General features: G+C 63.0%; 17 protein-coding genes (1 of these 17 cut by a window edge). 4 read left to right on the forward strand and 13 right to left on the reverse strand.

What is annotated here, in order from left to right:
• Positions 1 to 944 (reverse strand): IS3 family transposase gene (locus PWG15_RS27850; RefSeq protein ID WP_425536772.1). Its coding sequence is split into 2 segments (ribosomal slippage): positions 1 to 692 and positions 692 to 944, totalling 1,101 coding nucleotides; it reaches 156 nt to the left of the window's first position; the frame shifts between segments, so codons are not numbered across the junction.
• A 404-nt stretch (positions 945 to 1,348) separates the two neighbouring features.
• Here PWG15_RS27850 and PWG15_RS27855 point away from each other — a divergent pair.
• Positions 1,349 to 1,681 (forward strand): hypothetical protein, encoded by a 333-nt coding sequence (locus PWG15_RS27855; RefSeq protein WP_275024744.1) that lies wholly within the window; start codon positions 1,349 to 1,351, stop codon positions 1,679 to 1,681.
• Between the two features lie 219 nt (positions 1,682 to 1,900).
• On the opposite strand, the gene PWG15_RS27860 is transcribed toward PWG15_RS27855, so the two are convergent.
• Entirely contained in the window at positions 1,901 to 2,539 is a 639-nt protein-coding gene (locus PWG15_RS27860) for a TetR/AcrR family transcriptional regulator (protein ID WP_275024745.1), read from the reverse strand.
• A 248-nt stretch (positions 2,540 to 2,787) separates the two neighbouring features.
• Here PWG15_RS27860 and PWG15_RS27865 point away from each other — a divergent pair, with 248 nt between their 5' ends.
• Positions 2,788 to 4,887: an oxidoreductase gene (locus tag PWG15_RS27865; protein WP_275024746.1), complete on the forward strand. Its 2,100-nt coding sequence runs from the start codon at positions 2,788 to 2,790 to the stop codon at positions 4,885 to 4,887.
• A gap of 84 nt (positions 4,888 to 4,971) precedes the next feature.
• Here PWG15_RS27865 and PWG15_RS27870 read toward each other — a convergent pair whose 3' ends face one another.
• From PWG15_RS27870 to PWG15_RS27895, 6 genes are all read right to left on the reverse strand, one after another.
• Positions 4,972 to 5,919 (reverse strand): electron transfer flavoprotein subunit alpha/FixB family protein, encoded by a 948-nt coding sequence (locus tag PWG15_RS27870; protein ID WP_275024747.1) that lies wholly within the window; start codon positions 5,917 to 5,919, stop codon positions 4,972 to 4,974.
• A gap of 150 nt (positions 5,920 to 6,069) precedes the next feature.
• Entirely contained in the window at positions 6,070 to 6,834 is a 765-nt protein-coding gene (locus PWG15_RS27875; protein WP_275024748.1) for an electron transfer flavoprotein subunit beta/FixA family protein, read from the reverse strand.
• Between the two features lie 16 nt (positions 6,835 to 6,850).
• Positions 6,851 to 7,708, reverse strand: coding sequence for a sugar phosphate isomerase/epimerase family protein (locus tag PWG15_RS27880; RefSeq protein ID WP_275024749.1), 858 nt, complete (start codon positions 7,706 to 7,708; stop codon positions 6,851 to 6,853).
• Between the two features lie 2 nt (positions 7,709 to 7,710).
• Complete coding sequence (locus tag PWG15_RS27885) at positions 7,711 to 8,859, reverse strand: dihydrodipicolinate synthase family protein (protein ID WP_275024750.1); 1,149 nt, start codon at positions 8,857 to 8,859, stop codon at positions 7,711 to 7,713.
• Between the two features lie 7 nt (positions 8,860 to 8,866).
• Positions 8,867 to 9,646 carry a 3-ketoacyl-ACP reductase gene (locus PWG15_RS27890; RefSeq protein ID WP_275024751.1) on the reverse strand — a complete coding sequence of 260 codons (780 nt, stop codon included), beginning with the start codon at positions 9,644 to 9,646 and terminating at the stop codon, positions 8,867 to 8,869.
• Positions 9,643 to 10,785, reverse strand: a complete 1,143-nt coding sequence (locus PWG15_RS27895; protein ID WP_192443281.1) for an acyl-CoA dehydrogenase family protein — start codon at positions 10,783 to 10,785, stop codon at positions 9,643 to 9,645. The genes PWG15_RS27890 and PWG15_RS27895 overlap by 4 nt, the downstream gene beginning before the upstream one ends.
• Positions 10,786 to 10,940: 155 nt before the next feature.
• Between PWG15_RS27895 and PWG15_RS27900 the strand changes: the two genes are divergently transcribed.
• Positions 10,941 to 11,957 carry an aldo/keto reductase gene (locus tag PWG15_RS27900; RefSeq protein ID WP_275024752.1) on the forward strand — a complete coding sequence of 339 codons (1,017 nt, stop codon included), beginning with the start codon at positions 10,941 to 10,943 and terminating at the stop codon, positions 11,955 to 11,957.
• A gap of 38 nt (positions 11,958 to 11,995) precedes the next feature.
• Here the strand turns inward: PWG15_RS27900 and PWG15_RS27905 are convergent, their stop codons facing one another.
• Genes PWG15_RS27905 through PWG15_RS27915 form a run of 3 tightly spaced genes read right to left on the reverse strand, consistent with a single transcriptional unit; the run spans position 11,996 to position 15,642 of the window.
• Positions 11,996 to 13,255, reverse strand: coding sequence for a glycerate kinase type-2 family protein (locus PWG15_RS27905; protein ID WP_275024753.1), 1,260 nt, complete (start codon positions 13,253 to 13,255; stop codon positions 11,996 to 11,998).
• Between the two features lie 45 nt (positions 13,256 to 13,300).
• The gene (locus tag PWG15_RS27910) at positions 13,301 to 14,074 is read right to left on the reverse strand and encodes an enoyl-CoA hydratase/isomerase family protein (protein ID WP_275024754.1); all 774 of its coding nucleotides are present in this window, start codon (positions 14,072 to 14,074) and stop codon (positions 13,301 to 13,303) included.
• Positions 14,071 to 15,642: an acyl CoA:acetate/3-ketoacid CoA transferase gene (locus tag PWG15_RS27915; protein ID WP_275024755.1), complete on the reverse strand. Its 1,572-nt coding sequence runs from the start codon at positions 15,640 to 15,642 to the stop codon at positions 14,071 to 14,073. Before PWG15_RS27915 ends, PWG15_RS27910 begins: the two co-directional genes overlap by 4 nt.
• A 135-nt stretch (positions 15,643 to 15,777) precedes the next feature.
• On the opposite strand from PWG15_RS27915, the gene PWG15_RS27920 reads away from it, so the two are divergent.
• A complete protein-coding gene (locus tag PWG15_RS27920; RefSeq protein WP_275024756.1) occupies positions 15,778 to 16,596 on the forward strand; it encodes an aldo/keto reductase in 819 nt (272 codons plus the stop codon).
• Between the two features lie 53 nt (positions 16,597 to 16,649).
• Here PWG15_RS27920 and PWG15_RS27925 read toward each other — a convergent pair whose 3' ends face one another.
• Together PWG15_RS27925 and PWG15_RS27930 are read right to left on the reverse strand one after the other, a co-directional pair.
• Positions 16,650 to 18,245, reverse strand: a complete 1,596-nt coding sequence (locus PWG15_RS27925) for a GMC family oxidoreductase (protein WP_275024757.1) — start codon at positions 18,243 to 18,245, stop codon at positions 16,650 to 16,652.
• Complete coding sequence (locus tag PWG15_RS27930; protein ID WP_275024758.1) at positions 18,245 to 19,741, reverse strand: aldehyde dehydrogenase family protein; 1,497 nt, start codon at positions 19,739 to 19,741, stop codon at positions 18,245 to 18,247. The genes PWG15_RS27925 and PWG15_RS27930 overlap by 1 nt, the downstream gene beginning before the upstream one ends.
• Positions 19,742 to 19,751 lie beyond the last annotated feature (10 nt).

Raw genomic sequence — 19,751 nt, forward strand, 5'->3', positions numbered from 1 at the left:
GCATTCGTCACGGAAGCTGCCATTGAAGCTTTCCACGAAACCGTTTTGCATCGGTTTGCCTGGTGCGATGTAATGCCATTCGACGCGCGTGCCTTGGCACCACTTGAGAACGGCCATGCTCGTCATCTCCGTGCCGTTGTCGGAAACAACGATCCGTGGCTTTCCGCGCCGGGCGATGATGGCATCCAGTTCCCGTGCAAGCCGCACCCCTGAGAGCGATGTGTCGGCGACCAGCGCCAGGCATTCGCGGGTGAAGTCGTCAACGACAGCCAGGACCCGAAAGCGACGACCATCCGTGAAAGCGTCGCTGACGAAGTCGAGGCTCCAGCGCTCATTGGGACGCGACGGCAATGCCAAAGGCCGTCTCGTGCCCAAGGCACGCTTGCGACCGCCACGTTTGCGCACGGTCAGCTTCTCTTCCCGATAGAGACGCCGGAGCTTCTTCAGGTTCATGACGATCCCCTGCCGATCCAGCATGACGTGAATGCGCCGATAACCGAAACGACGGCGCTCGGACGCCACCATCTTCATAGCTTCACGGATATGACCGTCATCGGGCCGGATGCTGCGGTATCGCACGCTCGACCGATCAATGGACAAAACCTCGCACGCCCGACGCTGGCTCACACCATGCTTCTCGCAGACATGAGCTACAGCATCCCGCTTCACATCGGGCGTCACCATTTTTTTGCGGCAACATCCTTCAAAATGGCATTATCGAGCATGGTCTCGGCCAACAGCTTCTTCAGCTTGGCGTTCTCATCTTCCAGAGCCTTCAGCTTGCGGGCATCGGAAACCTCCATGCCGCCAAACTTCGCCTTGTATTTGTAGAAGGTCGCCTCGGATATACCGTGCTTGCGGCAGACATCGGCCGTCTTCAAGCCGTTCTCCTGCTCCTTCAAAATCCCGATAATCTGTTCGTCCGTGAACCGTGAATGCTTCATGCCCGTCTCCTCGCCGTGACGGACTCTACCAAAATTTGGAGGAAGATCAGGGTCTCAGGTCACCGACCTTTGCCTCATCATTGCCGCGCAGCTGCGCGCGGAAGAGCATTTACTGATTGGCCGGCACTCTGCTTGGAAGCGGTCGAGGCGTAGCGCCGAGAATGGAAAGGTCAACGGCCCGAACACGCGCTGAAGGGACGTGCAAAAGGGGGCATCCACCGCTTCCCTGGCGTTCGTGGCTCCCAAAGGCCACGAATGCGTTGAGATTCGGCAATTGCAAACGATTGGCTAGGCTCTCTCCTTGGAAAGCTGATGCCGCCTACACATCTCGGAGGTTTGGCTCACCCTGGTCAGCCGCGCCGAATCTAGCTCGGACTTGGCGATGCCATGCCATGGCATGCCGAATGACCGTCGAGGCGCTCAACCTCAGCGGGGCCCCCGCTCGCAATGCGGCGCAGATATCGGTCGACGATGTCCTTACCGACCTGCGTGGTGCAGAGGAGTTCATGGCTGCCGAGTTCGACGAAATTGAAAAGATCAATACACAACCGGACCTGGTTGCCCGTCTGGCAGAAGAAGCCGGGGCAAAGCAGGAGAAGTGGCGCGTCACCGGCATCGATCCGCAGGGCCTCGACCTCACGTCTCCTGGCTCCGCCGCGTGGCTGTGGTTCTCCGCACGAGTAGAAACGCCGCTTGCCCTTGCCGATGCACTGGCTCGGCCTTTTCATCGTCACTAGTCTCAACTCCCGGCACAACCGAAGGCGGCCCACTGCCGAAAACGCCGGTGTCGAATGCCTTTGCCGCCCACGCTGCGTTGAGCTGCGGTAACTCGCTGTCGATATCGTGGAAGAGAAACACGACGGCCGTCAAAGGTCTCTGCGGGTTCTCAAAAATCTGTTTCGGCGCGCCGATCTCGTGGATGCGGCCGCGCCGAAGAAGGCGACCTTCACATGCCGCTAGGCATAGGCACCGCGTCGCAGTCCCTCGACCCAGTTGCGGCAAAGCTGCGCGCCTTCCTCAGGCTTGAAAGAGCCGGGGTTGAGGCACCAGGCGAGCCAGAGACCATCGAGGAGTGCCGTAAACGCGACGGCGGTCAGGCGGATGTCGGCGATAGCAAACCCTTCGTCGGCGGCAAGATCGCCAAGCAAACCTTCGACGGCGGTCACATAGCCTGAATACTCATTCTGCTGCGAAGCGCTCATTCGCTGCGAATGGAGAACGAGACCCCAGAACACGACCCAGACGCCCAGGACATCGCGATCGAACAGCATCGGCGAGAAAGATACGTTGATGAAGGAATCCAAGCGCTTTTGCGGCGTCGGCTCGGCTTCGTCCACGGCCGTCAACAGGGACTGCAACAGGCCCTCCGCCATGATGTCGAAGGCATAAGCGACGAGCTCGTTGATCTCACCGAAATGATGGGTGATCAACCCTTGCGTCACGCCCGCTTCCGCCGCGATCTGGCGAACGGAAACACCGGCATTGCCATGCTTGACGATACAGCGAAGCGCCGCCTCGCCGAGCTGTCGGCGGCGGTCTTCCGGCGTTTCACGGCGGAAACGCGCCCTGCCCTTCGCTACGACTTTCCTTGCCAATTTGCCTCTGCCTCTTGCCCGCCCAGCAGTGCGCGATTTCGCTGCCTGTTGGCAAGCATCAATTGCAGCTATCGGGAATTCTCACTGTCACTTTGTCAATAGCAACTTGCAATATCACGTTGTGAAAAAACGGTTATTTCAGTTATTATACGATCTTATAATTTCTCTTGCGAAACGGCGTTCCCCATGCCTATCCTGTTGCCAATGACCCGCCGAGGCATGGCGGGCGGGGAACGAGGGCTGGAAGCATGACGCGGGATTCTCGCTACGATGTGCTGTTCGAACCTGTGCGGATCGGTCCGGTCACGGCTCCGAACCGCTTCTACCAGGTGCCGCATGCCAGCGGCATGACCAACGCGCTGCCGCGGGTCCGCGCCGCCTTTCGGGAGACGAAAGCGGAAGGCGGGTGGGGCGTGATCTGCACGGGCGCCTGTTCCATCGATGCAAGCTCCGACGATACGCCGCTGCCTTTTGCGACGCTCTGGGACCTGAACGATATCCGCGCCCACGCCATGATGACGGAGGCCGTCCATCGCCACGGATCGCTCGCAGGCGTGGAGCTCTGGCACGGCGGCGCGGCGGTGATGAACCGGGCAAGCCGTCTGCCGCCGCTGTCGCCCTCGGGTATCCCGTGGATGGCGACGCATGTCGGCTTCATGGGAAATCTGCGCCCGCGCGTCATGGACCGGTCGGATATTCGCGACGCCCTGCGCTGGCAGGCCGAAGGCGCGCGGAAGGCGCGAAGCGCCGGTTTCGACATCGTCTATGTCTATGCCGGCATGGGCTATCTCGGCTACGAATTCCTGTTGCCCGAGTACAATCACCGCACCGACGAATATGGCGGGCCGATCGAGAACCGGATCCGCTTCGTCCGGGAAATGCTGGATGTGACCCGCGATGCTGTCGGCGCCGATTGCGGCGTGGCACTACGCGTCAGCCTGGAGGAATTGCGCGCACGGCCCGGCACACATCAGCAGTCGGAGGCACACGAACTGATCGCGCTCCTCTCCGACCATGCCGATCTCTTCGATGTGAAGATGGATTCAAGTCCGACGGACTGTTCCGCCTCGCGCTTTACCGGCGAAGGCAGCCATGAACCCGTGATCGATTTTGTGAAACGCATGATGGACAAGCCCGTCGTCGGTGTCGGCCGCTTCACGTCGCCCGACACGATGGTCTCGCAGATCCGTCGCGGTGTGCTCGACCTGATCGGCGGTGCCCGCCCCTCGATCGCCGACCCCTTCCTCCCCAACAAGATCAAGGAGGGCCGCATCGAGGAAATCCGCGAGTGCATTGGTTGCAACATCTGCATTTCGAGTTGGCATGACGGCGTTCCGGTGCGTTGCACGCAGAACCCGACGGCGGGCGAAGAGTGGCGCCGGGGTTGGCACCCGGAGCGGGTGACACCGGCACGGAAGCAGGAGAATGTCCTGATCGTCGGCGGCGGGCCGGCGGGGCTCGAATATGCGCTGATGGCTGCCCGCCAGGGCCATGACGTGACGCTCGCCGATGCCGGCACGAGCTGGGGCGGGCGATTGAACTTCGAGAAGACCCTACCCGGCCTTGCCGCCTGGAACCGGGTCGTGGACTATCGCCTCGGTCGTCTGGCCGACCTTCCTGATGTGTCGATGTATCTGGAGAGTCCGCTTGGCGTCGACGACATCCTCGAGCTGGCCCCCGATCACCTCGTGCTTGCGACCGGCGCCGAGTGGACCCGCATGCTCTATTCGTCGCTGGAGATACCGGTCGGCCACCTGGAGCATCCTGAGATATATACGCCGGACGACATCGCCGCCGGGCGGCTGCCGAAAGGACCGGTGCTGGTCTTCGATTTCGACAACTACTATTACGGCGGCGTCCTGGCGGAGCATCTGGCGGGCAAGGGTCTCGGCGTTTCCTACGTGACGCCCGCCGGCCAGGCGTCGGCCTGGACGATCATGACGAACGAGTTGCCGCTGGTGCACCGGGCGCTTCTGCGCCGCCGCATCCCGGTAACCACATTGCAGACTCTCGTCGGCTTCGACGGCGAAACGGCTACCCTCGCCCAGGTTTTCACGGGAGAGGAAACCAGGATGCACTGTCGCTCCATCCTGATCGTCGGCCTGCGCCGTCCCCGCGGCGCGCTGCGCCAGGCCCTGGACCTCCGGCAGGCGGACCTCAGGACGGCAGGCATTGGCAGTGTGACGACCATCGGTGACGCGCTCGCTCCGGGGGCCATCGCTCATGCCGTGCACAGTGGTCACAAGGCCGCCCGCGAACTCGGCAGCGATGGACGTAAACTCTATCTCCGCGACACGCCGATTACCGATTGCGAGCCCGGCTTCGAACAGGCGCACGCAGTTGAATGACGGATGGCCGGCGGGAAGCCGGCCGCCCCTTCACCTGCGCGCTTGACGCCAGGATCTTGACGCGGGGAGCTACCGCGAAGAACGTCAGGCACCTGCGGCATTTTCGAATTCCGGCAGAACCTCGAAGAGATCGGCAACCAGGCCGTAGTCGGCGACCTGGAAGATCGGTGCCTCTTCGTCCTTGTTGATCGCGACGATGACCTTCGAATCCTTCATGCCGGCGAGGTGCTGGATCGCACCGGAGATGCCGCAGGCGATGTAGAGATCGGGGGCGACCACCTTGCCGGTCTGGCCGACCTGCCAGTCGTTCGGGGCATAACCGGCGTCGACGGCGGCACGGCTTGCGCCGACGGCAGCACCGAGCTTGTCGGCCACCGGCAGGATGACTTCCTGGAATTTTTCCGAGGAGCCGAGCGCACGGCCGCCGGAGATGATGATCTTGGCCGAGGTCAGTTCCGGACGATCGGACGACGACAGCGCATCGGCGACGAAGGAGGAAACGCCCGGGTTGGCGGCAGCCGAGACGGTCTCGATCGCCGCCGAACCGCCTTCAGCGGCAGAGGCGAACGAGGCGGTGCGCACGGTGATGACCCGCTTTTCTTCCGTCGTCTGCACCGTCTGGATGGCGTTGCCGGCATAGATCGGGCGTTTGAAGGTGTCGGGCGAAACGACCTCGATGATTTCCGAGACCTGGGAAACGTCGAGCAGCGCAGCAACGCGCGGCATGACGTTCTTGCCGACCGAGGTGGCGGCGGCAACGATGGTGTCGTAGCTGCCCGCAAGCGAGACGATCAGCGCGGCCAGCGGTTCGGCGAGGTTGTTGGCAAGCGAGGCGTCGTCGGCAACCAGCACCTTGGCAACGCCCGCAAGCTTGGAGGCCTGTTCGGCCGCAACCTTGGCGCCGGCACCGGCGACGAGGATGTGCACGTCGGCTCCAGCCCCACTGGCAATCTTGGCGGCCGCGCTCAGCGCCTTGGCGGTCTGGTCGGAAAGGTGGTTGCTGTCGTGGTCAGCCAGAAGAAGAATGGCCATGATCTTGTCCTTTAGAAAAATGGTTCGTTCCCGAAATCCGTCAGGCCCTGGCTAAAACGGTGGGGCGGGAGAACCGGCGCGCAGCGTACTTTTGGTACGTGAGCACCGGAAGCGCAGCGACACGCCGTTTGCAGGCGGGCCTCACGGATTTCAGAGCACGCCGGCTTCGACTTTAAGCTTTTCGACGAGTTCGGCGACCGACTTGACCTTGATGCCGGCCTTGCGGCCCGACGGCTCCTCGGTCTTCAGCACCTTCAGGCGGGCGGACGTGTCGACGCCGAAGTCGGCCGGCGACTTCTTGTCGAGCGGCTTCTTCTTCGCCTTCATGATGTTGGGCAGCGAGGCGTAGCGCGGCTCGTTCAGGCGCAGGTCGGTGGTGACGACCGCCGGCAGCTTGATGTCGATGGTCTGCAGGCCGCCATCGACTTCGCGCGTCACCCTTGCTGTGCCCTCTGGCGCCTTGCCATCGCCGATCTCGACCTTGGAGGCAAAGGTGCCCTGCGCCCAGCCGAGCAGCGCCGACAGCATCTGGCCGGTCTGGTTGCTGTCATCATCGATTGCCTGCTTGCCGACGATGATCAGCCCCGGCTGTTCGGCGTCGGCAACGCCCTTGACGATCCTGGCAACGGCGAGCGGCTCGACCTGGTCTTCGGTCTCAACCAGGATGGCGCGGTCGGCACCCATGGCAAGCGCGGTCCTGAGCGTCTCTTCGGCCTTGGCCGGACCGACCGAGACGACGACGACTTCGTCCGCCTTGCCGGCTTCCTTCAGCCGCAGCGCTTCCTCGACCGAGATCTCGTCGAACGGGTTCATCGACATCTTCACATTGGCAAGCTCGACGCCCGAACCATCTGCCTTCACGCGGATCTTGACGTTGTAGTCAACCACCCGCTTCACGGTGACCAGGATCTTCATGTTACCTCCCAAATTGTCAGCAGAATGTGCGGAAGCGTTCGACCATCACATCGAGCACCTCGCTCGGGTCCCGCTTCCACCAGTTGTTTGCGGAAAAGATCTCGACCTCGCAGGGGCCGGCATAACCAGCGCCTTCGACGCTTCGTCGCAGAGCCTTTAGATCGGCGACGCCGTCGCCCATCATGCCACGATCGAGAAGCACGTCGCGCGTGTCGGCAAGCCAGTCGCAGAGGTGATAGCCGAAAATCCTCTCGGCGCCCGCACGCTGCAACTGCGCCGCGATCTCGCTGTCCCACCACACATGGTAGACATCGACGGCGACGCCGAGGTTCGCGGCGCCAACCATCTCGCAGATATCGACGGCATCGCGCAGCGTCGTGAGGCAGGAACGGTTTCCCGCATAAACGGGATTGAGCGGCTCGAGCGCCAGCTTGACGTTCCGGTCGGCGGCATAGGGCGCGATCTCACCGACACGATCGGCGACGATCTTCAGGCTCTCTCTCGTGCCCTTGGTTCCCGGATGCACGCCGCCGACCACGATCGTCAGCACCGATGCACCGAGCCCTGCGGCCATGTCGATCGACGCCTTCGCCTCGTCGATCACCCGTTGCCGATCGACAGCTTCCGTGCCGACGAGAAACGGTGTCCGGCAGAGACCGGCAACCGCGAGGCCGCTTGCCCGCGCTCGTTCGCCGATTTCAATCGCGCGCGAGCCGATCTCGCGGCGCCAGAAGACGATCGAGCCGAAGCCGCGTTCGGCACAGGCGTCGATGATGCGCTCTGGCGACCACCCTGCGCCGTGGCCATCGAGGTTGTGTCCCAGGCTGGCGGTGTTCAGCGCCAGGGAGGAATGGTCCGTGGTGAAATCACGCATGGCTACGCTCCATAGAGCGCAAGCAGCTTCTTCATCCGATCCACGGCGAGCGCCGGATCGCGCAAGAGGCCGCACTGGTCAGCCAGCCGGAAAAGCTCTACGAAATAGGGAAGCGGCCGCATCGCTTGCGCGCCGTTCAACATCACGAAGTGATTCTGAAAGCCGTTCAGCCAGGCAAGGAAGACGACACCGGTCTTGTAGTACTGCGTCGGCGCCCGGAAGATCAGCCGCGCCAGCGGCACGGTCGGATCAAGCGTGGCGCGGAACCCTGCGCGATCCCCATCGCCGAGCCGTTCGACCGCATAGGCGGCGGCCGGCGCAAGCGGATCGAAAATGCCGAGCAAGGCGTGCGAAAATCCTTCGCTGTCGCCCTCGATGAGTTCTGGATAGTTGAAATCGTCACCCGTATACATCTTCACGCCGACAGGCAGCCGGCGTCGCATGACGACCTCCTTCTCCTTGTCGAGAAGGGAGATTTTTATGCCATCGACCTTGCTTGCATTTGCGTTGATGACGGCAAGCGCGGTCTGCATCGCAGGTTCGAAATCCTTGCTGCCCCAATAGCCGGCGAGCTGCGGATCGAACATCTCTCCAAGCCAGTGCAGGATCACAGGCGCGTCGCAGGCGGCCAGCACATCGGAATAGACCTTGATGTAATCGTCCGGTCGCTCAGCGACCCGCACCAAGGCGCGAGACGCCATGAGGATAAGGCGCCCGCCAACCTTCTGGATCGCTTCGACCTGCTCCAGGTAGGCTCTTCGAACGTCGTCGATGCTGGTGACGGTCGCCGGGTCGAGATGATCCGTGCCGCAGCCATTGGCAACGACAGCGTCCGGCAGTTCTTCGCGGGTGCGGCGGATCAGTTCCAAAGCGCCCGGCCAGTCGAGGCCCATGCCGCGCTGCGCCGTATCCATCGCCTCGGCGATGCCGAGCCCGAGGCCCGCGAGATAGCGGCGGAACTCCATGGTTCTTTCCCAGTCGACGGCGGCGCGGCCTGAAGGGTCGCTGGCCGTGAACGGGTCGGCGACCACGTGAGCCGCGGAGTAGACGACGCGTGCCGGTCTCTTGCCAAGCGTCGCAGCCGCGATCGGCGTGCCGCTCAGGGTATAATCGGACAGGCGGCCTTCAGTGTCGGGAAGCGCGATTTTCATGGGGACCTCAAAAGCGCGGGACGAGCATGCCGGCATCGGCCGGGATCGTCATTCCGGTGGTGTAGGGAAGACGCCCCGTCGCGAGTGACGCGATCAGGGCGCCGACTTCCTCGGGCCTTCCGACGCGCGGAAAGAGCGTGAGCCCCTGTTCCGCCCGCTCGCGATAGGCGTCGATGACGGGTGCGGTCATCTCCGTGGCGATCAGGCCGGGCTGAACATCGTAGACGGCGACATCTTCCCGTCCGAGCCGGACGGCGAGCGTCTTGGAAACCATCGCGGCTGCCGACTTCGACGCGCAGTACTCCGACCGCTGTTCGGCCACGGCGACGGCGTTCGACGAGGTGACATTGATGATCGAATGGAAGAGCGGCCCCTTGCTACGGGCGACAAGACGCCGGGCAAAGGCCTGGCTCAGAAAGAACATGCCCTTGGTGTTGACGGCAAAACAGCGATCCCAGCTTTCCTCCGACACCTCCAGCATGTCGCCGCGCTTGAGAACGCCGACACCCGCATTGTTGACGAGCGTGGTGATCTGGCCGAGTTCGGCTTCAATGGCTGCGAGCGCGCTATCGTGGCCGGCAATGGCGCTGACATCGAAGGCTGCAGCCATGACCGGGGCACCGTAAGCGGCGATCCGTTCGACCGCTGACGGCAGTTCTGCATCATCCGGCAATCCGTTGACCGCAACCGCAAACCCTTCCCGCGCCAGGGCCTCCGCTGCGGCAAGCCCGATCCCGCGCGAGGAACCGGTCACCAGTGCGACGGGGCGAGGCTCAGACCCGGTCATGCCCGTGCGCCCTTCTTCAGGAGTTCGCGCGCAATGATCATGCGCTGGATCTGGTTCGTGCCCTCATAGATCTGCGTGATTTTCGCGTCGCGGTAGAGGCGCTCGACTTCGAAGCCGCGAATGTAGCCGGAGCCGCCAAAGACCTGCACCGCATCTGCCGTCCGCTGCACGGCGACATCGCCGGCAAAACACTTGGCGATCGAGCACGCTTTGGTGGCGTCCGCGCCGCTATCGATCTTGGAAGCGGCCGAATGGACGAGCAAACGGGCAGCCTCGATGTCCTTGGCCATATCGGCCAACAACCATTGCACACCCTGGAAGTCGGCGATGGCCTTGCCGAACTGCTTGCGCGTTCCGGCGTAGTCCAGCGCTGCTTCGAGTCCGGCTTGGGCGATACCGACGGCGAGCGACGCGATGCCGACCCGGCCCTTGTCGAGCACCGACATCATCATGTGGAAGCCGCGCCCTTCCGTGCCCAAGAGAGCGTCGGCCGAAAGCTTGACGTCGTCGAAGTTCAGCGCGCCGACCTGACTCGCCCGCTGTCCCATCTTGTGTTCCTTAGGCCCCTTTTCGACGCCCGCCGCATGCAGATCGACGATGAAGATCGACATGCCGCGGTTTCCCGCTTCCTTGTCGGTCCTGGCCAGCACGAAGCCATAGTCGGCGACCGGCGCGTTGTGGATCCAGATCTTGCCGCCATTGAGCCGCCAGCCGTTGCCGTCACGCTCTGCCGTGGTGCGGATGCCCGAAACGTCGGTGCCGGCCTCCGGTTCGGTGATGCAATAGGCGACCTTGGCGCGCATGCCGAGGATATCCGGAAGCATCGCCTGCTGGCTTTCGGTCCCGTGGCGAACGAGCAAGGTCGAAATGAGCTCGATCAGGCCGCACTGGTCGGCAACGGACGCGTAGCCGCGGCTGAGTTCCTCCATGACAAGTGCGTAAGTGAGCGTATCGAAACCCGGCCCGCCGAGTTCTTCCGGCACGCCAATGCCGAAAAGGCCGAGCTTTGCCATTTCGTCGTAAAGCCCCACCGGGAAGCGCTCTTCACGGTCGAGCTCCTCGGCCATCGGGCGGATCATTTCGTCGGCAAAGGCGCGCGCCATGTCGCGCACCTGCTCCTGCGTTTCGGTGAGATACATCTGCCTCGCCTCATCTCTAGTAACTATCTAGTTACATATATTCTGAAGCTCGATGCCGTCAAGACGAAAAACTTGGCGGCAGGAAAGGATGCAGCTTGCACAGCCGTTTAGGGCCATGCATACTATTCACCATTCAGTTACTTATGGAGGAAAGCATGCACCCTGGGGAAAAGCGAAAGTTCGGTAGGACGGATCTGGAGGTGACCGCGTTCGGCTTCGGAACAGCACCTCTCGGCAACATCTTTCGCGAGATCGACGAGGCGACCTCGGAAGCGATGTTTTCGCGTGCCTGGGAGGCCGGCGTCCGCTTCTTCGACACCGCACCGATGTATGGCCATGGCCTTGCAGAACTACGCAGCGGTCATGCGTTGCGCTGGAAGGAGCGGGACGACTTCGTGCTCTCCTCCAAGGTGGGCCGGAAGCTGCGCCCGGCGCGGCGCGACACCATCGACTTTACCCCATGGACGAATGCCGCACCCTTCACGATGCATTTCGACTACAGCTACGACGGCACGATGCGGGCCTTCGAGGACAGCCTGCAACGGCTGGGACTGGAGCGCATGGACATGTGCTTCATCCACGATATCGACGTCTTCACGCGCGGCAGCGAGCAGCCTGAAGTGTTCAAGCACGCGATGGACGGCGCCTGGCGGGCGCTGGAGAGATTGCGGGCGGAGAAGGTCGTGAAAGCCATCGGCGTCGGCGTCAACGAATGGCAGGTCTGCGAGCAAGCCTTGCTGCGGCACGACTTCGACTGCTTCCTGCTGGCGGGGCGCTATACGCTGCTGGAACAGGACGCGCTTGATACCTTCCTGCCGCTCTGCCAGGAGCGCGGCGCCGCCGTTGTCGTGGGCGGCGGCTTCAATTCGGGGATCCTGGCGACCGGCGCCAAGGAAGGCGCCAAGTACAACTATGCGCCAGCACCGCGCGAAATCCTGGAAAAGGTTGCAAGGATCGAAGCCGTCTGCGCTGCCTATAACGTGCCACTCGCCGCAGCCGCGCTGCAGTTCGTTGTCGCCCATCCGGCCGTTCCATCCTTCATGGCGGGTACGCGCACGGTCGAGCAGCTGGAACAGAACCTGGCCTGGTTCTCGCATCCGATCCCGACAGATTTCTGGGCGGACCTGAAGCACAAGGGCCTGCTGCGCGACGACGCACCCGTTCCGGCCTGAGGCAAATCGGGCCCGCGCCGCGATGGCGCGGGTCCTGCCTATCGGATAAGGATTGCCCTGAAATCATTGACGTTGGTTCCGGTCGGCCCGGGAACGAACAGGTCGCCGAGGTGATGGAAGGCCGTCCACGCATCATTGTCGGCAAGCAAGGCCGAGGGATCGTGGCCCAGGTTGCGCAAGCGCGCCATGCTCTGCCCGTCGGCAAAGGCGCCGGCATTGTCTTCGGAGCCATCGATGCCATCGGTGTCTGCGGCGATTGCCGAAAAGGCGATGCCTTCGGCCGCCAGCGCAAGCGACAGCAGGAATTCCGTGTTGCGCCCGCCCTTGCCGCCTCCCTTGATCGTGACGGTGGTTTCTCCGCCCGAAAGAATGACAGAAGGGCGCGAGAACGGCCGGCCGCGACCGGCGACTTCACGCGCAATTGCCGCGTGAACGCGGGCGACATCGCGGGCCTCCCCCTCGATCGAATCGGAGAGGATGACGGCGGGAACGCCAAGGGACGCGGCGCGCGCAGCGGCGGCCTCGAGCGAGAGGCTCGCCGAGGCGATCACCCGGACCTCGTTTCTGGCGAAGACCGGATCGCCCGGGAGGGGTGCCAGGCCTTCGTTGCCCTCGATCCACGCAGCAACCGCCGGCGGAAGGGCTATGCCCCAGGTCTCGACCAGGCCACGCGCCTGCACGCGATCCATCATGTCCGGAATGGTCGGCCCGCTGGCAACCTGTGCGGGATCGTCACCCGGCACGTCCGACACCACCAAAGTAATGAGCTTTGCCGGATGGCAGGCGGCGGCAAGACGACCGCCCTTGATCCCCGAGACCTGCTTGCGGATGGCGTTCATGACCGAGATCGGCGCGCCACTTGCAAGCAGGGCCTGGTTGAGTTGCACCTCATCTTCCAACGTCAGCGCGTCCGGCGGCGACGGCAGCAGGGCCGAACCGCCGCCGCAGATCAACGCAACGACAAGGTCATCTTCGGTAAGATCGCGCACAGCTTCGAAAAGTGCATCAGTTGCCCGCAATCCGGCTGCATCGGGTACGGGATGGGCGGCCTCAAGTACGCGGATGCGCTCGCACGGGACGGCATAGCCGTAGCGCGTCACAACAACACCTTCGAGCGGACCGCGCCAGAGCCTTTCGAAAGCGGCGGCGAGCTGGGCCGCACCTTTACCGGCGCCGATGACCACGGTCCGTCCGCGTGGCTGGCTTGGGAGATGAGCGCGCAGGGCATTTTCCGGGTCCGCGGCTTCGATCGCCGCACGAAAGAGGTCCGCGAGGAATTCTTTGTCGTCAGATTTCATGGGGCACCGCTATAAAGGGCCGGGTCGCCGGAGTACGGCGCCGAGCTATCGGTTGAACTGGGGCGAACGCTTCTGGCGATAGGCCGCCAAGCCTTCCGTCAGATCACTCGACGCCGCCGCGACAGCGCCCGCGAAGGCGTCCAAAACCCGCTCACTTTCCTCACCCTCGGCGGCATTGATCAGCATTTTGGTGAGTTCCGTCGCGCGCGGCGAACGTTGCAGCACACGGGCGGCATCGGCTTGTGCAGAAGCAAGCCCCTCGCCTCTTGCCACCACCCTGTCGACGAGCCCGAGTGACAGTGCCTCCTCGGCGCCGTAGACCTCGCCGAAAAGCGCCATGCGTCGCACCAGCTGTGTTCCGAACCGGCGCGAGGCGCGTTGCGTGCCGGACCAGCCGGGGATGATGCCCAGACCCGGTTCTGGCTGGCCGATCTTCACATGCGCCTCGGCGATGCGCAGGTCGGCACAGGCTGCGAGCTCCAATCCGCCGCCGAGCGCATGGCCGTTCAAGACGGCGATCAGCGGCACGGAAAGCCGCGCCAGCGCATCGAAGGCATCGTGGCCATCACGCAGCCATCGACGGGAGAACATGTCGGCGTCGAGACTTCTCCACGCATCGATGTCGCCGCCGGCACAAAAGGATCTTTCGCCTTCGCCCGACAGAATCGCGACGCGCGCAGTCGAACGCTCGATGGCTCGGCAGGCCTGCGAGAGCGCCTCCACCATGTCCGCATCGATCGCGTTCAGCTTTTCCGGGCGACGGAGCGTCAGCCGCGCGACGCGATCAGTGATGACAAGGTCAATCCGCGGGTCGCTCACAGCGTAAGCCCCATGGCTTCGGGGCGAAACAGGGTGCTGTCCATCCGCTTCAGCGTCTTTGAAACCCGAAGGGGCGTTGCCGCCTGATCAAGCACGTCCCGTTGAAGGTCGAGACCCGGAGCGATTTCGGTGACAACGAGCCCTTCGCTGTCGAGGCGAATGACGCAGCGCTCCGTGACGTAGCTGATGTCCTGTCCTTGTGCGCAGGCGCGTTTGCCGGAGAAGCTCACCTGGTCCACCTTGGGCACGAACTTGGCGATGCGGCCCTCCTTGTCGATCACCAGCCGGCCATCCTCGACGCGCATCTTCGCGCCGGCATTGAAGTTGCCGGAGAAGACGATCTTCTTCGCGCGGGAGGTGATGTCGACGAAGCCGCCGGCGCCGGCCGTGCGGTGCGGAGTGGCCGCAAGACGGCTGACATTGACCGAGCCCTCGGCGTCGATTTCCAGGAAGGACAGCAACGAGCAATCAAATCCGCCCGCCTGAAAGTAGCAGAACTGGTGGGGCGAAGCGACGAAGGCCTCGGCATTGGATGCACAGCCGAACTTGAAGTCGAGCAGCGGAACACCGCCGACTGCCCCCTGCTCAATCACCCAGGTGACCTTCCCGTGATGCCCTTCCTCGATGAGGATGCGCGGCACGTTCGCGGAAATGCCGAAGCCGATATTGACTGCCCAGCCATCCTCAAGCTCCTGCGCCACGCGGCGAGCGATGACCTTGCCGACGTCGAGCGCCGGCGTGCGAAACGTCTCGAGCGGCCGGAACAGCTCGCCTGAGATCGCTGGGTCGTAGGGCGTTGCCGTCGTCTGCAATTGATCCGGCGCCTCGACGATGATGTCGACGAGGATGCCGGGCACGCGCACATCGTGGGGGCGAAGGGTGCCACTGGCCGCCACGCGCTTGACCTGAGCGATCACAAGACCGCCAGAATTGCGAGCGGCCAGCGCCATTTCCATCGCGCCGAGCGTCGCACCCTCCTGTTCGAAGGTCAGGTTGCCCTTCTCATCGGCGGTTGTTGCCCGAATGATCGCCACATCGGGGCGGATGGCCGGGAAATGCAGCCAGTCCTCGCCCTCAAACGACACGCGCTTGACAATCGGCTCGGCCCGCGCCCGGTCATTCATCGCGCAGCCATCCTGCTCGGGATCGACGAAGGTCTCCATCCCCACCTTCGTCAACACGCCCGGACGCTTGGCAGCGCCCTCGCGCAACATGTCGAAGACGATGCCGGAAGGCACGTTAAACGCGGCGAGTTCCTCCTTCAGGATCATCTGCCAGATGAGCGGCGGCTCGGCATTGCTCGGCCCGGAGGGATAGGAGCCGCCGATGATCTTCACCAGCATTCCGGGCTTTGCGATGTGATCGACACCGCGCGTCCCGAAGAAGTCGCCGGCGGCGATCGGATGAATGGAGGTGAGGCCGCGCGGATGGCCTTCGCCGTCGAAGCGTTCCCCGAGCGCTTTCAACACGGCATCGGGGCAGCAAAGACCCGAGGAAGAGTTCACGGCGACGACCGAGCCATCCTTGATGAGCCGCACCGCCTCCTGCGCGCTCTTCACCTTCTTCATCGCCAATTCCTCCGTTTTTCATTGCCTGAAGTAACTAACTAGTTATATGTTAATTCGCGACAAGACAAGCCGGCCGGCGCGATTTTCGAATGACCGGTATTCGACGCCAGCGCGGCAATCGACCAAGGGGGAGGCATGAACATCTACTTCCAGAAGAGCTTTCAGCGCGGCTTTGGCACGTATCCGCTGAAGGGGAACGAACTGCGAGGGGCGATCGAGGCCGCTATCGACGTCGGCTATCGGGCATTCGACACGGCGCAGATGTATGGCAACGAGACTGACACGGGCGATGCGCTGGCCGCATGCGGTGTTCCACGTTCTGAGCTTTGCATCACCACGAAGGTGCATCCGGACAACTACACGGACGAGACGTTTCTCCCCTCGGTCGAGGCGAGCCTTCGAGCCCTGAAGACCGATTGCGTCGACGTTCTTCTTTTGCACTGGCCGCCGGCCAACGGAGAGATCGCCCCCTCACTCCTGATGCTTCGATCCGCACTGGAAAGAGGGCTGACAAAGTCTATCGGCGTATCGAACTACACGGCGGCCATGATGCAGGAGGCACGGTCCGTCATCGACGTTCCGCTCGTGACCAACCAGGTGGAATTCCACCCGCTTGTCAACCAGGAGAAACTGCTCGCAGCCGCCGCCGAAACGGGAATCCCGATCACATCCTACGCGTCGATCGCCCGTGGCGAGATCTTCAAGCACGGCCTTTTTTCCAAGATCGGCGAGACCTACGGCAAGTCCGCGGCGCAGGTGGCGCTGCGCTGGATTATCCAGAAAGGCGTTCCGCTCAATACCATGTCCACCAAGCCGGAAAACATCCGTGCGAACTTCGAGATCATGGATTTCACCCTCTCGTCGATCGACATGCAAAGAATCGACGCGCTGACCGCCACCGGTTACCGCATCATCAAACCAGGACAACTTCCCTGGGTTCCTGAATGGGACTGATATGAAAAGGGCGGCCCACAAGCCGCCCTTTTTTTCACTATCGGCCACTCTGATCAGGCATTGCCGCGGATCATGTCTGCGGCCTTTTCCCCGATCATGATCGTTGCCGCATTGGTGTTGGACCCGACAAGGCTCGGCATGGTGGAACTGTCGCAGATGCGGATGCCATCAAGCCCGTGCACACGCAGTTGCGGATCGACCACAGACATCTCATCACGGCCCATCTTGCAGGTGCAGGTCGGATGATAGGAGGTACGGCCATACTGGCGGGTATAGGCGACGTAATCCGCGTCCGTGCGGACATCCCGGCCCGGGAAGTGCCTGACCTTGATGTATTTCTGCAGCGAAGGCTGGGCGAAGATCTCCTGACTGATCTTCACGCCTTCGACCGAGATCTTCACGTCTTCGGGATCGGCGAGGAAGTTCGGATCGATGATCGGAAGGTCGTGCGGATCTGCCGAGCGCAGGGTCACCGTGCCACGTGACTTCGGGCGTAGCGTGTAGGAATTGAGCGTAATGCCGGAGGAACCCTTGGGCACGCTAGGCACGCCGGCTTCCGCGCCGGCGCCTGCGAGGAAATGGAACTGCAGGTCCGGATAGGGGCTCGTCGTGTCGCCGTACCAGAATGCCCCGCCCTCAACCACGTTGGAGGTGATGGGGCCGGAGTTGAACAGCGTATATTGAAGGCCCGCCCAGATCGACCAATGCAGCCTGTTGTACTTGTCGAGGCTGTCGTGATCCTTCAACTCCGCGACGATATCGACGCCGAAATGGTCCTGCAGGTTTTCGCCGACGCCAGCCAGATCTTGGATCACGTCGATGCCGTGGCTGCGAAGCGCCGCGGCGGGACCGACGCCTGAAAGCATCATCAGCTTCGGCGTGCCGATCGCACCCGAGGTCAAGAGCACCTCGCTATCGGCACGCGCGGTCATCCGCTTGCCATCGACCTGATAGTCGACGCCGACGGCACGTCGCCCTTCGAAGACGACGCGCAGCACGAGCGCCCCGGTGATGACCGTGAGGTTCTTGCGCTTCAGGGCCGGCCTCAGGTAGCCGACCGCCGCAGAGCAACGACGGTTGTTCCGCGTTGTTGTCTGGTAAACGCCAGAACCTTCCTGGACCGGACCGTTGAAATCAGGATTGTAGGGTATGCCGAGTTCCTGGCAGCTTTGCACGAAGGCGCGCGTCATGCGCTGCGGCTCGGGAATGTTCGACACAGCGAGCGGGCCATCTGTTCCGTGCCACGTACCCGAGAGGATCGAATTGCCCTCGGAACGCAGGAAGTACTTCTGAATGTCCTTGAAGCCCCAGCCTTCGGCACCCTCCTCGACCCAGCGGTCGTAATCACCAGGATGCCCACGCGTGAACACCTCGGCATTGATCGAGGAGCCGCCACCGAGCACCTTTGCCTGGGCATAGAGGATTTCGCGGTTGTTGGCGTGTTTCTGCGGCGCCGTTTTCAGCCCCCAGGTCAAAGGGCCGGAGGTCATCTTGGCGAAGCCGACGGGCATGTGGATCAGCGGATGGCTGTCGCGCCCGCCGGCCTCGATGAGGCAGACGCGCGCCGACGGATTTTCAGAGAGCCGCGCCGCCAATACGCAACCGGAGGATCCTCCTCCGACGATCACATAATCATAGCCTTGCGACATCATGCGATCCAATGCGAACGCTTGCCGATCTCGACGTGAACGGACTTCACCTGTGTGTACTCCTCCACTCCGTACATGCCAGCCTCGCGGCCCCAGCCGGACTGCTTGAAACCACCGAGCGGCATTTCAGGACCACCCGCCATGATCGTGTTGACCCAGAAGCGACCGGCACGCACTTTCCTTGTCACGGTCAGCGCCTTGTCGATGTTCTTCGTCCACACGCTCGCCGCCAGGCCATAGACGGTGTCGTTGGCGAGCTGGATGGCTTCCTCGACCGTGTCGAAATGCATGGAGCACAGAACCGGGCCGAAAATCTCGTCGCGCGCAATCGCCATGTCGCGGGAAACGCAGGAGAAAAGCGTCGGCGCGATGTACTGGCCGTGGCCAAGATCAATCGTTTCGCCGCCAGTGAGGAGCCTGGCGCCGGCCGTCTTGCCCTTGGCAATATAGTCCAGGATCGTGGCGTTCTGGGCCTCGGTGGTGATGGCGCCGACCTGGGTGCCTTCGTCCAAGGGATCGCCGACCCGGATCTTTTTCATCTTCTCGACAAGCAGTTTCTCGAACTCCGCCGCAACAGAGCGCTCGACGATCAGGCGCGACGAGGAAACGCAGCATTGTCCGGTGTTGAAGCTGATGCCGAAGGCGGCGCCGTCAGCGGCGTCCTCAAGGTCGGAATCGGCAAAGACGATGATCGGATTTTTGCCACCGAGCTCGAGGCCCAGTTTCTTGAAGTTGCTGTCGGCGGCAGCGTGGACGCAGGAGCGCCCCACGGCCGTCGATCCCGTGAAGGAAAGCATGTCGACGTCAGGGTGTTCGGCCAGCGCCTGCCCGATCGAGCGGCCGGAACCGGTGACAACGTTATAGACGCCCGCAGGCAGGCCCGCTTCGGCCAGAACCTCGGCCAGAAGCAGCGTGGTCACGGAGGTGACTTCGGACGGCTTCACCACCATGGTGCAACCGGACGCCAGAATGAAAGGCACGCGCTCGCACAGGATCAGGAACGGGAAATTCCAGGGTGTGATCAGGCCGATGACGCCGATCGGCTCGCGCAGCACCATGCCGAACAGGTCGTCACCGAGCGAATTGAAGCTGTCGCCGTGCAGGAGGCGTGCGGCACCTGCGCCGACCTCGAAGCAGGCAATGCAATGATCGATCTCGCCGCGCGCCTGCGAGATCGGCTTGCCGTTTTCGAGCGTCTCCCAATAGGCGATCTCGTCCCGGCGGCGACGCAGGATTTCGGCGACGCGCAAGAGCACGCCGGCGCGCGCTGCACCGGAAATCCCGGACCAGCGGCGATCCTCGAACGCAATGCGCGCCGCAGCCACCGCCGCGTTCAGATCATCGACCGTGCAGCGAACGGTGCGCGTGACCGGCGTACCATGGCCCGGCGATCTGCGTTCGAAGTGGTCGGTCCCTTCTTTCCACTGCCCGTCGACGAAGAACCCGAAGCTGCGCGCTGCGGACGGGGGAGCAAGAAACGTGTTCGTCTGGTCCATCTGGTACCTC

It is taken from the genome of Ensifer adhaerens, from assembly GCF_028993555.1.
GTDB classification, from domain to species: Bacteria; Pseudomonadota; Alphaproteobacteria; order Rhizobiales; family Rhizobiaceae; genus Ensifer; species Ensifer adhaerens_I.

What these genes read in the sequence shown, in the direction of transcription:
- PWG15_RS27855 (WP_275024744.1), top strand. Translation starts at nt 1,349, where the DNA reads ATGACCGTCGAGGCGCTCAACCTCAGCGGGGCCCCCGCTCGCAATGCG.
- PWG15_RS27865 (WP_275024746.1), top strand. Translation starts at nt 2,788, where the DNA reads ATGACGCGGGATTCTCGCTACGATGTGCTGTTCGAACCTGTGCGGATC.
- PWG15_RS27870 (WP_275024747.1), bottom strand. Translation starts at nt 5,919, where the DNA reads ATGGCCATTCTTCTTCTGGCTGACCACGACAGCAACCACCTTTCCGAC.
- PWG15_RS27875 (WP_275024748.1), bottom strand. Translation starts at nt 6,834, where the DNA reads ATGAAGATCCTGGTCACCGTGAAGCGGGTGGTTGACTACAACGTCAAG.
- PWG15_RS27880 (WP_275024749.1), bottom strand. Translation starts at nt 7,708, where the DNA reads ATGCGTGATTTCACCACGGACCATTCCTCCCTGGCGCTGAACACCGCC.
- PWG15_RS27885 (WP_275024750.1), bottom strand. Translation starts at nt 8,859, where the DNA reads ATGAAAATCGCGCTTCCCGACACTGAAGGCCGCCTGTCCGATTATACC.
- PWG15_RS27890 (WP_275024751.1), bottom strand. Translation starts at nt 9,646, where the DNA reads ATGACCGGGTCTGAGCCTCGCCCCGTCGCACTGGTGACCGGTTCCTCG.
- PWG15_RS27895 (WP_192443281.1), bottom strand. Translation starts at nt 10,785, where the DNA reads ATGTATCTCACCGAAACGCAGGAGCAGGTGCGCGACATGGCGCGCGCC.
- PWG15_RS27900 (WP_275024752.1), top strand. Translation starts at nt 10,941, where the DNA reads ATGCACCCTGGGGAAAAGCGAAAGTTCGGTAGGACGGATCTGGAGGTG.
- PWG15_RS27905 (WP_275024753.1), bottom strand. Translation starts at nt 13,255, where the DNA reads ATGAAATCTGACGACAAAGAATTCCTCGCGGACCTCTTTCGTGCGGCG.
- PWG15_RS27915 (WP_275024755.1), bottom strand. Translation starts at nt 15,642, where the DNA reads ATGAAGAAGGTGAAGAGCGCGCAGGAGGCGGTGCGGCTCATCAAGGAT.
- PWG15_RS27920 (WP_275024756.1), top strand. Translation starts at nt 15,778, where the DNA reads ATGAACATCTACTTCCAGAAGAGCTTTCAGCGCGGCTTTGGCACGTAT.
- PWG15_RS27925 (WP_275024757.1), bottom strand. Translation starts at nt 18,245, where the DNA reads ATGTCGCAAGGCTATGATTATGTGATCGTCGGAGGAGGATCCTCCGGT.
- PWG15_RS27930 (WP_275024758.1), bottom strand. Translation starts at nt 19,741, where the DNA reads ATGGACCAGACGAACACGTTTCTTGCTCCCCCGTCCGCAGCGCGCAGC.